The sequence below is a fragment of the Croceicoccus pelagius genome (assembly GCF_001661915.1).
GTDB lineage: Bacteria > Pseudomonadota > Alphaproteobacteria > Sphingomonadales > Sphingomonadaceae > Croceicoccus > Croceicoccus pelagius.
The window spans coordinates 1-13033 of record NZ_LYWY01000024.1 but is presented as its reverse complement, the minus strand read 5'-3'; the positions used below and the strand labels follow the sequence as shown (position 1 = coordinate 13033).

Genomic DNA, 13033 nt, shown 5'->3' with positions numbered 1-13033 from the left:
TGACCTGACCCCCAGCTTTCCCCCAGCTGGGATTAGAGCCGGGCGGTTGTTTTGCGCATGAGCGCGGTTGAAGCAATGGGCTGCGTAGCGGAGCCCGTAGGGCGTAGCGAAGCAGGCCATTGCTTATCCAGTTGGGCGGCGAACGCCGCCGGTGTTGCGTAGCCAAGGGATGAGTGCGGCCTCTCCCGATTGTAGTCTTCCACCCATGCCGCGATCTCGACGCGGGCATGGGCAAGGCTGAGGAACAGTGTCTCGTTTAGTAGCTCGTCGCGCATGCGGCCGTTGAAGCTCTCGACATAGCCGTTCTGCATCGGTCTGCCCGGTGCGATGTAATGCCACTCCACGCCGATCTCCCCGCACCATGCCAGCACGGCATTACTGGTAAGCTCGGTGCCATAGCACATTGGGAAGCTGCTCTTTTCAGGCAGCATTTGCCTTGATGGAGACAAGGGCGCGTAGCGCCCGCCGGCTTCATCAAGGCGGCCATGATTGGCCTGCAGGTCTCTAAAGTGAAGTTGTCGACTCAACACTTTGGAGACTGACCGACCATGACCAAGCGTAGTTCTACTCCCGCCGATGCCGTGCTGGTAGCCATCGACATGTCCAAGCATCGGCAGGAAGTCCTGATCGAGCGACCGGAAGGCGGTCGCCGCCGCCGCATGACTGTCATGGCGACCAAGGCCGACTACGATCGATTGGCGGACGACCTTTCCGCAATTGGCCGCCCGATTGTCGTCGGTTTTGAAGCTACCGGCAATTACCACCGCACACTGGCACACAGGCTACTTTCCGCGGGTTTCGAGCTGCGCCTGATTTCGTCGGTCGCATTGGCCCGGACACGCGAAGCGCTTCACAATGGCTGGGACAAGAACGATTCCAAGGATGCCCAGGTCATCCTGCACATGCTGCGGATCGGTGCAACCCAGCGCTACGTTGATCCGCTGGCCGCCGGTATCAACGATTTGCAGGAGATGTCGAAGACCCATGAAGCCATTTCGAAGGCCAAGACCCAGACCTGGCACCGGATCCTCACGCACTATCTGCCGCTGTATTTTCCGGAGATCGAGCGCTTCGCCGGCAACAGTCGGTCTGATTGGTTCCTGGCTTTGCTTGAGCACTTCCCCACACCCGGCAGCATAATCGCTGTTGGCCGGGAAGGTTTTACCAGTGAAGCCTGGACGTTGGTCGGCCGGAAGGTATCCAAGGCTCGGTTGATCAACGATATTTACGAGACTGCCTGCACATCCATAGCGCTGCCAGTCGACGAGGATTCCGTCGCGATCACGATGTTCCGTATGGTGATCGCACAGGCCCGAAGCCTGATCCAGCAGCGCAATGAGATTGAGCAAACCGCCCATGCAATGCTCGGCGAGAACCGCGATTACCAGCTGCTGCGCATGATCCCGGGGATCGGGCCGATCAATGCTCTGACGATCTTGGCCGAAGCTGGCGATTTGCGGCGTTTCAACCATCATCGCCAGTTTCTCAAGTTTTGCGGGCTCGATCTCGCCACCTGCCAGTCCGGGACATTCCGTGGGCGGACGAAGCTGTCAAAGTATGGCAATGCTCGGCTGCGACGGACTTTCTGGATGGCAACCCAGGTCGCCATCCGACAACGCGACAACAGCTTTCGCGATAAGCTCGGGCGCTATGTCGCCGGGCATCCCAACGACCCCGATCGACGCCGCAAGGCAATGACCGCACTCACCGCCAAGATGGCGCGCGTCGCACACGCCGTCATCAAGACGGGAACCGAGTACCGCCCGTTTCTCGAACGGGCGGACACCAGATGGAAGGACCCCTCTCTGTGGAGCCGTGAGGGCGCAACTGCGACCCTGTAGATAATGTTCGGGCCTTCCATCTGGCATCCGCATCTCATCTTAAGGACGGTGAGGACCACGCCCAGACCGGTCGATGGATCCTGTGTTTGCTATGGCCGAGAGCGCATTCCTTGACGATGGAAGCCATCTGGATCACAAAGACATCAGCGCCGATCACACTCGGCGCAACGAGACCTGCTGGCCATCTCCCGCTGCTGCTTCCCCACATAGGACGTTGTCACTGACGATCATCCCCGGCTTGCCACGCTCGGCGATCAGCTCCGTCAACTCGCGCACGACACGGCGGCCCGAGATCGACGTGTCCGGCACCGCCGCCAGGCACTCCCTGGTCACGTCATCGACCACGTTGAGCACGCGGAAGCGCCGGCCCGAGGCCATCTGGTCGTGCACGAAGTCCAGACTCCAGCGCTGGTTCGGCAAGGCCAGCACCGGAGCAGGCGCTCGGGTCCCCACGGCACGCCGACGACTGCGTCGTCGCCTGACCGCCAGCCCTTCCTCGCGATAAAGGCGCTGGGTCTTCTTGCGGTTGATCATCACGCCCTCCCGGCGCAGCAGGATGTGCAGACGGCGATAGCCGAACCGGCGACGCTGGTTGGCCAGCTCACGCAGCTTCTCACGAACCGCGGCGTCATCGTCCCGCGTGGAACGGTAACGCACGCTCTTGCGATCGGCATCGATCACACGGCACGCCCGCCGTTCGCTCATCCCGTGGTAGGCTTGGAGATGAGCCACAGCTTCCCGCTTGGCGGCGGGCGTCAGAACTTTTTTGAAAGAAGATCCTTCAGCGCAGCCTGGTCGAGCATGGCATCGGCCAGTAGCCGCTTGAGCTTGGCGTTCTCGCTCTCGAGCTCCTTCAGCCGCCGAGCCGCGGAGACCTCCAGCCCGCCATACTTCGACTTCCAATTGTAGATCGTCGCTTCCGACACCCCGTGCCGCCGGGCCAGGTCGGCGGTCTTCGCGCCCGCCTCGGCCTCCTTCAGCACACCGATGATCTGCTCTTCCGAAAACCTCGTTCTCTTCATCTCGTCCGTCCTTCTGTCAGGGCCGGACTCTAATCGAGACTGGAGGAAAATCAGGGGGTCAGGTCAACTGGCACATGCGTAAGTGTGATCAGTTCGCTAGCTCGCCGTAAGGCATGATAATCTGCTTGATAGATGGGTTCAGCAAACTGAATTCCTGCCGCGCCGCCTTTTGTCAGCCACCGCACTTTGCCTTCGATAAACTCGAATTCGTCAAATGAAAGCGTGATCAGCTCGCCTCGAAGCAATATTCTCGGTGCGTTCTCGAGGCGGCAACCGGCTTCACTTAAATCGACAAGCACAACATTTTGGGACAGATTATTTCCGAATTTGCACGAGGCTGAGAGCCTAACCGGAAGCCTAATGCTCTCGCGCTTCGACATGATCAATTCCGTAGGTTAATCATAATGCAATAGCCTTAACAGGTTAACCAAATGCTAACTGCCCGTCCGCAAATGGTTAAAAACAAATTTACCTTGGCTGCTAACTCTGCGTAATGATCTGTCGTCTAAACGCCTGCAGATGGCAATTTTGAATTTGCGGGGGATCGTGGATGTACTTTGAACTCGATGACACCGAACGGTTGACCGATCTGTGTGAGCCTCAAAAGATGATCTCTCGGCCTGCTCTGGTCCAGATAGAGAATTTCGCGTCATTTTACACGATCCGCAATTTCTCCGAAAAAGAGTCGAAGGCAAATGAGAATGCTAATCGCGCTATCGTGGAGCCAATAAATTGAAAACACTTACGCTCATAAAGCGGAGGCACGAACGCATTTCGTCTGATTACGGCGTTGATTGCCGCAGTGCGGGCCGCACATTCAGGGCAGTCCTTTCCGACGTTTCGGTAGGCGGATGCATGATCGAAATGCCATCTCGCAGGCTATCGATGATGGATCGCGTGAGTCTCAAGGTTGACAACGGCATCCGCATGTCCGGCATCGTGATGTGGGATGCAGATAAATACGCAGGCATAAGGTTTGACGAATGCCTCCATGAAGCTGTGGTTAATTTTCTTGGCTTCAGTACCAAAAATCTACTCCCTGGCAGGATTGGACCATCAGATCGTTTTGGCAGACCCCTTCCGCGCCTACGTGAACGCAATCGTCCGACCGCTTTCGTTATCTGATCTGAGATGGTTTATTAACGACCTACGGTTAGGATTGGGTATAACCAAAGGCCCAATCCAAGCTCTGATCCAATGGGCTTCTGGTCCCTTTGCCGAGCACGCGGGATGATTGTGCCCATTCACTTTCGTGCTCGGCAATTCGTTTTCAGACCAACTTGGACCCCAGGGTGCGTTGGGAAATGCAAATATTAACTCGTAATGGTGTACCGAAAACCAGGCTCGAAACGCAGCAATGGGCGGGTCTTCACCCCCCCGACAAATGATCGTTACCTAAGTTCGGAACATGTCGACGACCATGGCAGAATGCGCTTTGAGCCTAGCTCGCAGCCAATATTAGGCCAAGGGTGGCAATTAGTGTCTGTTTCAAGTGTCACTCCGCCCCCTATGCCAACGCCGCATCCAACGTAGCAAGCAGGTCGAAGATGCAGGCTGAAAAGTCAGACTGCGCTCCATTTTGCATCAGGATCCGTTCCAGCGCGCATGCAGCGTCGGACACCGCGCCATAGTCCATACTGCCCGCGATTCCACACAGCCTGTGGCTTCGGTCGCGTGCCACTTCGATATCAAAAGCACTGTCGCCAGCGGCAAAGGTCGCAAACCAGTCCCGCTCTTCATACAACCTATCCCGGAACCGGACGCGAAGAGCAGCGAACCGGCCTTCAAAATCGTTCATCTGCTCGGTAGCCGGCAGATCAGAACAGGCGACTGATAGCGATGGCGGCATAGCCGTCGTTGCCGGCATCATCAGTCTTGCCGATCCCGCCTGACAAGCGCAGCTCCATATTTTGCGCGATTGCGGTCGAGGCGAAGACACCATAGGCATGCCGGTTGTATGTCTCGTCGCCCTGAAGGCTGCCTTCTACGCCGATGCGGGTCTGCGATGCGGCATCAAGCAGCGGGCCGAAGCGCAGCTGCGTGTAATAGGCCTCGTCCCCCACGGCGTAAGACCCGAACCAACCCAACCGCAAGTTGTTGCCCACCGCGCCATCGGTCGTCACCGCCGCGTCAAAGCGAGTTGCTTCGCGCTTGTTGCCGGGGTCGGTCGGGTCGGTATCGGTATCGGTTACGCGCGGCCCGGCAGAAAAATTGGCCCAGCCCCATGCGCCAGACGACTGATGAACCAGCGCCAGTTCCGCTGACTTGTAATCCGCATCGATCCGCGCGCCACCGCTGTCATAACGATACTGACCCACCGATACGCCACCGCGAATCGCAAGGCCGTTGCCCAGCGACGCGCCGGGCAGCGCCACGGCGGCACCGGCATAGGCGTTGTACCCGTCGCCAACCGTCGCACCCGCATATGCGACTCCTTCGTCGGGCGTGTCCTGCCCCATCGCGGCGCCCGAAAACCCAAGGCCCACGGCACCGGACAACAGGGCGGCAAGGCCATGCGAAACACGAAAACGCATCTGGTGGAAATCCCATCGAAAAGAGCGCGCGGCTCAACACGTTACACGCCTTGGGTCCTCCCGCACCGCGCAGTCCCGCTCTATATACAAAAGATGGACGCTCCCCTAACGGCAAACGCGATGGACGCGAAAATCTTGCCCGCCGCTGGCGATATCCTCCGCGCGCTTGTGGTCGACGACGATACGATGATGGCGGACTATGTAGCTCTGGAGCTGGAGCGGCTGGGTTGCCATGCCGAAACCGCGACCGATTTCGACGCCGCGCTGGCCACGGTGGCCTCGGGCGTCGACATGGTCGTCACCGATTACCAGATGCCGGGACGCGACGGGCTGAACCTTGTCGCCGCGATCCGTGGGCGCGACCGGGCCGACAAGCCGCTGCACATTGTCATGATGACCGCGCGCGGAGATGAACACGTGATCCGCCGCGCGGTGGACGCCGGGGTCGACGATTTTCTCTATAAGCCGGTCGATCCGCTGCAACTGATGCTGGCAGTGGCAAGTGCACGGCGCGCAGTGCATCTCCACCGGCTGATTCAGGACCGGAATGCCGAACTGGCCAGCGCGCACCACACGATGCGCGATGCGCTTGCGACTTTGCAGGACGACATCGACGCGGCGGCCAGCTTGCACGAACGGCTCTTGCCCCGGCCAGAGCGGTTGCCTTGGGTTCGGGTCGCGCACGTCTACAAACCCGCCGCATCGCTGGGCGGCGATTCCATCGGGGCGTCGAACGTGGGCAACGGGCGCACGCTGTTCTTCGTGATCGACGTACAGGGCCATGGTGTCCAGGCCAGCCTGGACAGCTTTCACTTTCACCACCGGTTGAAACAGATGCGCCCGACCAGCCCGGACGAATTGGCCGCCGCTCTGGCCAGCCTGAACCGCGAAATACTCGAAACCGAGAGCGAGATTTACGCCACGGTCCTCGCCGGACTGGTCGATCCGGCGGCCGGCGAAGGCTGGCTGGTTCGCGCCGGACACCCTGCCGCGATCCTGTTCGATGGCGAACAGCAATATACGGTCGAGGTCGAGGGGGGCTTCCCGCTCGGCTGGTTTGCCGGCAGCGCCTATACGGCCACGCGCTTCGCATTCGGGCCGGGCGCGCGACTGGCGCTCTATTCGGATGGTCTGTCCGATTTCCGCAACCGGGACGGGCGCGAACTAGGGGCCGAGGGGATCGGGCGAATCTTGACCGAATGCCGCGGCAAGCCCATCGACAGCATTGGCAGGATGGTGGAACTGACACTGGCGCCGCGCAATTCGAACCCCATGTTGGCAGACGATATTTCGCTGCTGGTCATTGAACCAGATCTAGGCGATAGGCCTTTGGCATGAGCGATCCTATCCTGATCCACGTCGAGCATCCCCGCCTCGACGCCGCTGTCGCCCCTGGGTTTAAGGACGAAGTGACCACCCGTGTCGAGCAAGGCGAACGACGCGTATTGCTGGACCTGACAGCGGTGCAGTTCATGGATTCCACAGGCCTAGGCGTGCTGGTCTCGCTGTTGAAGCGGATGGGCGGCGACGGGCGGATCGCGGTGGTCGGTGCCGGTCCCGCAGTGCTGAAACTGTTGCAGCTGACGCGGCTGGACACTCTTTTCGCGATCTGCGGATCGGAAGACGAAGCCCGGGATGTCCTTCGCGGCTGACCCGCAGATAAGCGTTCCGGCCACACTGCTGGCCGTGCGCGACTTGTCGGATTTTCTGCGCGACCGCTGCCTTGCCGCCGGGATCGACGAAGGCGCGGCGATGGAGCTGGACCTCGCACTTGTCGAGGCGGCGAACAACATCGTACAGCACGGGTTGGAAGGTGCGGGCGACAAGATTGGGCTTTCACTCGAGCTGACCGACGAGATTGCGACATTGGTGCTGACCGACGGCGGCCCGCCTGCCTCAGCCGATTTGTTCACAGCCGATGCCGCCGCGCCAGACCCTCTTGCCGAGAGCGGGCGCGGGATGATGATCATCCAAAAATGCGTCGACAGCGTTGACTATGACAGCGAAGGCGGGGTCAACAGGCTGACTCTGACCAAGCGGCTATTGTCCGCGTAGCTCGGCATGGTCGGGATGATGCCCGACCTCGCTGGTCAGCGCCTCATCCTCGAGATTCACGACGACGATCGCGGTCACGATCATGACCGCCACGATCAGCAGGTGCGCACGCCCGCGGCGCAGTTTTTCCGAGAATTTCATGCCGGCACCACACCTTCTATCGCCTGCTCCCGCTCTTCAGGCGGCTTCCAGAACGCAGCGCGCACCATCACCGACATGGCGAGGATGTTGTTGAGGCCCCAGAGCCCGTTCACGATCAGCCCGCCAAGGCTGTAACCTGCGACACCCATCGCCAACGCGCCCGCCGCCCATGTGATGGCGGCAATCGTCACGATCATCACCACAACCTGCGGCCAGACGAGGCGGATAAAATTGCCATCCTGCCGCAGCTTCGGCGTCACCGGAAAACTGATCTTCTTTCCGCGTGCCACGGCCCACAGTGCACCTAGTGAGATCGGGAAACTGGACAGGTACGTGACCTTGCCCTTGAAACCCGATAGCCCCCAAGTCCCCACCATGAACGCCAGTTCATTTAGCACCAGAAACGGCAGCGCATGGCCGAAGAAATCGCCGGTATAGGCAGAAATCGGAGGGATTGCGGTGAAAAGATAGATCATTGGCGCGATCAGGAACACCACGTTCCACAGAGCTGCGAAATAGGACCAGAAGGTAGCCAAATACATGACCCGCTGCCCCAGCGAGAGACCCGGTTTCAGGACTGGGTTGTCATGAAAAAAGATGTCGAGGCTGCCCCCCGCGTATTTGAACCGTTGGATCGTCCAGCTCAGCAGGTCCTGCGGCGAAAGCATCCGCGATTCCACTTGAGGGTGCAGCACCGTCTTCCAATTGCGGTCGCTATCGCGGTGGAGGACGATGGTCGAATAGATGTCCTCCGACACGTGGAACTTGTACGGCGTCAGCTCCTGCTCCTGTGCCGCTTGCCACCGGGCCAGCGGATCGCGCGTGTCGCGCCGGCGCAGCAATTTGTCGATGGCGGTGCGCTTCTCTCGCGATGCGCCTTCGATCGCGTCGGCATAGGCGCGCAGGGCCACGAACATAACCGCCTCTCGCCGATGGACAGATGCCGCCCCGCAGCAGAACGCCGCGTTCGCGCCGTTGCGGCGGCGCTGAATGACGTCATAAAACAAGGCCGGATCGTTGGCGAAGGGGTCTTCGCCGATGCGGATTTCGCCGAACACCGCCTCTGTCGCAGCGCCCAGCCCGCGGCCTATCGCGCCCACCTTGCGGCCCCAGACGTCGCGTAGCCGCTCGCCCTCTGGCAGGTCGTAGAACCACTGGGGGGTCTGAACGATGGCGACATCGGTATCGCGGAAATAGCCCAGCGTGTTTTCCAGGATCGTCGGAAACGGGCGCGTATCGGCGTCGCAGATGACGAGGAAATCGGCGCTCGTCCGCTCCATCGCGTTGCGCAGGTTACCCGCCTTGAACCCGGCGTTGCCTTCGCGGGTGATGTAATTCGCACCCTCCGCCCGCGCGACCGTTTCCATCAGCGGGCGGCTGCCGTCGTCCAGCACGTGGACCTTGATGTCGATGGGGTGCGGATAGGTGATCGCCATCGCATCGCGGATCGACAGGCGGACGATTTCCTCATCCTCATTATAGGTTGCGATGAACACGTCGACCGAGATCGGACGATCTGCGCCTTTCTCTTCCCGCATGCATTCGTTGATCGTCGCCGGGGCGGGCTGGCGCGGATAGTCGCTGATTTTCCAGAGGTTCGCGGTGAACAGGACAAGGCCGAGGTAGGCACAAGTCTCCGCCAGCGCGAGCGGGATCGCGAACCACAGCGCATCGGGGTTCAGCGACGCGGTCCAGCGCCAGTGGATATAGATCGCCCCCGCGATCAGCGAGCAGAGCGCCAGCACCTGCCAAGCGATCTCCACCGGGCGCGAATGTTCCAGCGGCGGCGGGGGAACGCGATCCTCGAACCGCTTGAAGTAATAGTCTGACATTTAATCGAAAATCCGGTCGGTCATGGCAAGAACGCGGTGACTTGTTCGGCCAGCGTCATCGGGTCGAACGGCTTGGCCAAGACGCCCACCGCGCCCAGCGCAATGTAGTTGTCGCTCTCGCCCGGTTGCACCCGCGCAGTGATGAACACCACCGGGATCGATGCCGTTTCGGGCGCATCGCGCAAGTGCGACAGCGTGGACGGCCCATCCATGCCGGGCATCATCACGTCCAACAGGATCAGGTCGGGCTGCCACGCAGTGGCCACTGCGATCCCCTCTGCACCGGACGCGCAAGCGCGCACCTCCAGCGACGGGTCCAGTTCCAGCGACAGACAGGCGATCTCGCGAATGTCCGCCTCGTCATCAACGTAAAGCACTTTGGCCATCACGCCTCTCCCGAAGCGATCTGCTCGGCAATGCGGCGGTCGAGCGTGTCGACCAGCGTGACGAGGCTGGCGCGCGATTTTACCAAAACCGCATCGACCGGCGGGGCGGAGGACTGGCCGTCATCCTGCGCGGTGAACACCACGATGGGCGTTCGGCGTTCGTTCAATGTCGGGATCAAATCCTTCCCGCTTCCGTCCGGCAAGGCGTAGTCGAGAATGACGATGTCGTAATGCCTTTCCGCCAGTGCGGCCCGTGCGCCCGCGATGGTCTGAACGGTTTCCAGCGCATAGCGATCCTGCAAGGAATCCGCGACCAGGGAGAGGACGTCGGGATCGTCCTCGACATGCAGCACGCGCGGCGCGCCGGTGCGCGGGGCATAGGGCCACACAGTCCAACCATGCGCAGGCAAATCGATGTGGAACGTCGTACCCTCACCCTCTGCAGAGGTGAACGATACCGCACCGCCGTGGCGAATAACGATTTCCTTGACGATGGAGAGGCCAAGGCCGGTGCCGCCCTTCTGGCGACTGTCGGCGGCGTCGGCCTGTGCGAACTTGCCGAAAATGCGCGGGCGGAATTCCGCCGGGATGCCGCTGCCTTCATCGACCACATCGATTCGCCAGCGACGGTCCAGCGGGGTCACGACGATCCGCACCATCTGCCCCTTGGCGCTGAACTTCACGGCGTTGGAGACGAGGTTGGTCAGTACCTGCATCAGCCTGTCGCGATCGCCGATCACCGACGCGTTGGGCGACACAGGTACGAGCTCCAGCGCCACGCCATGCGCATCGGCATAGCCTTGGTTGTCCTGCACGACCTGCTCCAGGAACGGGCCGAGCGCCATCGACTCCAGCCGCATTTCCATCTTGCCGGACTCGATCTTTTCCATGTCGAGAATGTCGTTGATCAGGCGGACAAGCCGCTCGCAATTGCCGCGCGCGATCTGGATTAGCCGCGCCGCCTTATCCGGCAGACTACCCGCCGCCCCGCCCGACAGAAGGCCCAGCGATCCGGCGATAGAGGTCAGCGGCGTGCGCAGTTCGTGGCTCACGGTCGAGACAAACTCGCTCTTCATCTGGTCCACCCGCTTGCGCTCTGTCGTATCGCGCACGATGGCGACATAGATCGGCCCGCTTTCCAACGGCACGGCGCTAACCGCGACATCGCAGGGAAAGCGCGATCCGTCGGCGCGGCGGGCCCACAGTTCGATGATGCCGCCCCGCCCTTCGCGCCGCTGGCGGGCGAGCCGACGTACGAAGCTTTCGCTCCGGCCCTCGTCGGGCGCGACTTCGAACAAAAGGCCGATATCACGGCGGAGCAGATCTTGCGGGTCATAGCCCGTCATCTCTGCAACCGCTCGATTGGCATTTTCAATCGAGCCAGACGGGTTGACCGTCACAATCCCGTCCTGCGCATTCTCGAAAATCGCCTCTTGCCGGGCGTTGATGTCGCGATAGCGGCGTGTCGCGGCGTTGCGCGATCCGGTGGCGCGCAGACTGGTGAACACAGCTGTCAGCAAGAGGATCGCCAGCCCTGCAAATAGCGCGAACACGATCCGCCGAACCTCTGAGCGTGATGCCTCTGCCGCGTCGGCCCGATCGGCCATGCGTCGGATTTCCGCCGCATCTATCGCAGCGATCTGGTTGCGAATTTCGTCCATTAGCGCCTTGCCGCGTCCGTCGGACACCATGGTGATCGCCTGCGCTACATCCCCGTTGCGGGCCAGCCCGATGGTTTGATCTACAAAGGTCAACTTCTCGTGTGAAAGCGTCTTTAGGCGCTCCAGTTCGAGCGAAGAGCCGACGCTGTCCTCGACTTTTAGGAACATTCCGTCCAATCGATTGCGCGCATCAGAATACGGTCCGAGAAACGTCGGGTTACGGGTAAGCAAATAGCCGCGCTGCCCAAGCTCGAGATCCTGATGTATCGAAAGCAGTTCGGCGATGTCGCCACGCAAGGTCGACGATAGCTGGATAAGATGCGACAATTCGGCATCGCGCTCAAACTCTGAAGAAACGAGGAAGAATACGGAGACCAGCGCAACGGGCGTGATAAGGATGACGGTAAGCCAAGCCGTGATTTCGCGGCGGCTGAATGACTGCATTTTCAACGGTGAGCACACAAGACGGTCCGCAGCCACCGGGCGCGGAGAAAGCGCGTCCATCCTTTCACGCGGACCATAGAGCTTGTCGAGGCCATCAGTCTAATCTTAACTCGCCTCAGCAACAAATTCGGCGCCAATTTTTCTAGCGCGACGGATCTGACGCGAGCTAACAACCAAACCGTACAACACGATCCGCTATGTTAAGACCTGTTCGAGCGGAATAGTAGCACTTGGTGGTAGAAGCCGAAAATTGAGGTGGTCCCGCCTTCCTGGACAGTTTGGCGGCTGAGTTAAGCTAATCCCGGTTGTCGTTATGCCGCCTTCTTGATCATCAGATCATGGGGGGCATGCCCCCCATGATCTGATTGCCCGATCCGCCGATAGGCCTCCACCGGGGTTCGTCCGGCTAGGCCCGAGTGCGGACGCTGGGTGTTGTAATAGGTGATCCACCGGCCAAGGCCAGCACGCAGCTCGGAGCCGGTCTCGAAGGCATGGAGGTAGACGCACTCGTACTTCAGGGACCGCCAGAGCCGCTCGATGAAGACGTTGTCCATCCACCGCCCCCGGCCGTCCATGCTGATGCGGACCTCGGCCTCGCGCAGCACGCTGGTGAAGGCCTGCGACGTGAACTGGCTGCCCTGGTCGGTGTTGAAGATCTCGGGCTTGCCGTAGCGGGCCAGCGCCTCCTCCAGCGCCGCAACGCAGAAGCCGGCATCCATCGTGTTCGACAGCCGCCAGGCCAAGACCTTGCGTGTGGCCCAGTCCATGATCGCGACCAGGTAGAGGAAGCCCCGACGCATCGGGATGTAGGTCACGTCGGCGCACCAGACATGGTTGGGCCGCTCGATCGCCAGCTTGCGCAGCAGATACGGATAGACCCGGTGCTGTGGGTGCGGATCGCTCGTGCGTGGCCGCTGGTAGATCGGCGTCAGCCCCATCTTCGCCATCAGCCGCCGCGCCCGCCTGCGACCGATCTCGTGTCCGGCACGCCGCAGGTGCCGCGCCATCTGGCGACTGCCGTACCATGGGCATTCCATGAAGGTCTCGTCGATCACCGTCATCAGCGCCAGCGTCTCGTCCGTTTCCGGCACCGGTGCGTAGTAATAGGACGAGCGGC

At 60.8% G+C, this 13033-nt stretch carries 12 protein-coding genes and 3 pseudogenes; 5 read left to right on the top strand and 10 right to left on the bottom strand.

The features are described from left to right. Positions 1–32 precede the first annotated feature (32 nt). Positions 33–395: pseudogene (locus A9D15_RS16430) on the bottom strand (integrase core domain-containing protein); the annotation flags it as partial. A gap of 153 nt (positions 396–548) precedes the next feature. On the opposite strand from A9D15_RS16430, the pseudogene A9D15_RS04620 reads away from it, so the two are divergent. Then, a pseudogene (locus A9D15_RS04620) lies at positions 549–1845 on the top strand (IS110 family RNA-guided transposase). 209 nt (positions 1846–2054) lie between these two features. Here the strand turns inward: A9D15_RS04620 and A9D15_RS16195 are convergent. Next, a pseudogene (locus A9D15_RS16195) lies at positions 2055–2863 on the bottom strand (IS3 family transposase); the annotation flags it as partial. A 50-nt stretch (positions 2864–2913) separates the two neighbouring features. Next, the gene (locus tag A9D15_RS16190) at positions 2914–3243 is read right to left on the bottom strand and encodes a PilZ domain-containing protein (RefSeq protein WP_082924264.1); all 330 of its coding nucleotides are present in this window, start codon (positions 3241–3243) and stop codon (positions 2914–2916) included. 352 nt (positions 3244–3595) lie between these two features. Between A9D15_RS16190 and A9D15_RS16185 the strand changes: the two genes are divergently transcribed. Continuing rightward, positions 3596–3988 carry a PilZ domain-containing protein gene (locus A9D15_RS16185; protein ID WP_082924263.1) on the top strand — a complete coding sequence of 131 codons (393 nt, stop codon included), beginning with the start codon at positions 3596–3598 and terminating at the stop codon, positions 3986–3988. A gap of 382 nt (positions 3989–4370) precedes the next feature. Here the strand turns inward: A9D15_RS16185 and A9D15_RS04600 are convergent, their stop codons facing one another. Next, a complete protein-coding gene (locus A9D15_RS04600) occupies positions 4371–4661 on the bottom strand; it encodes a hypothetical protein (protein WP_066762305.1) in 291 nt (96 codons plus the stop codon). Between the two features lie 19 nt (positions 4662–4680). Then, positions 4681–5397 carry a cellulose biosynthesis protein BcsS gene (bcsS, locus tag A9D15_RS04595; RefSeq protein ID WP_066762302.1) on the bottom strand — a complete coding sequence of 239 codons (717 nt, stop codon included), beginning with the start codon at positions 5395–5397 and terminating at the stop codon, positions 4681–4683. 120 nt (positions 5398–5517) lie between these two features. Here bcsS and A9D15_RS04590 point away from each other — a divergent pair, with 120 nt between their 5' ends. From A9D15_RS04590 to A9D15_RS04580, 3 genes are read left to right on the top strand one after another with little or no spacing between them, the layout of a single operon-like run. Next, positions 5518–6735, top strand: a complete 1218-nt coding sequence (locus tag A9D15_RS04590; RefSeq protein WP_082924262.1) for a PP2C family protein-serine/threonine phosphatase — start codon at positions 5518–5520, stop codon at positions 6733–6735. Beyond that, complete coding sequence (locus A9D15_RS04585) at positions 6732–7049, top strand: STAS domain-containing protein (protein ID WP_066762297.1); 318 nt, start codon at positions 6732–6734, stop codon at positions 7047–7049. The genes A9D15_RS04590 and A9D15_RS04585 overlap by 4 nt, the downstream gene beginning before the upstream one ends. Further along, positions 7033–7452 (top strand): ATP-binding protein, encoded by a 420-nt coding sequence (locus A9D15_RS04580; protein ID WP_066762295.1) that lies wholly within the window; start codon positions 7033–7035, stop codon positions 7450–7452. Before A9D15_RS04585 ends, A9D15_RS04580 begins: the two co-directional genes overlap by 17 nt. Here the strand turns inward: A9D15_RS04580 and A9D15_RS16425 are convergent. From A9D15_RS16425 to A9D15_RS04560, 5 genes are all read right to left on the bottom strand, one after another. Beyond that, entirely contained in the window at positions 7438–7593 is a 156-nt protein-coding gene (locus A9D15_RS16425; protein WP_156521649.1) for a hypothetical protein, read from the bottom strand. The genes A9D15_RS04580 and A9D15_RS16425 overlap by 15 nt on opposite strands. Beyond that, positions 7590–9425 carry a glycosyltransferase gene (locus A9D15_RS04575; protein ID WP_066762291.1) on the bottom strand — a complete coding sequence of 612 codons (1836 nt, stop codon included), beginning with the start codon at positions 9423–9425 and terminating at the stop codon, positions 7590–7592. The genes A9D15_RS16425 and A9D15_RS04575 overlap by 4 nt, the downstream gene beginning before the upstream one ends. Before the next feature lie 20 nt (positions 9426–9445). Next, positions 9446–9811 (bottom strand): response regulator, encoded by a 366-nt coding sequence (locus A9D15_RS04570; protein WP_066762288.1) that lies wholly within the window; start codon positions 9809–9811, stop codon positions 9446–9448. Then, entirely contained in the window at positions 9811–11916 is a 2106-nt protein-coding gene (locus A9D15_RS04565; RefSeq protein ID WP_066762287.1) for an ATP-binding protein, read from the bottom strand. Before A9D15_RS04565 ends, A9D15_RS04570 begins: the two co-directional genes overlap by 1 nt. A 311-nt stretch (positions 11917–12227) precedes the next feature. Further along, a partial coding sequence (locus tag A9D15_RS04560; protein ID WP_066762217.1) for an IS3 family transposase occupies positions 12228–13033 on the bottom strand: 806 nt, incomplete at its 5' end.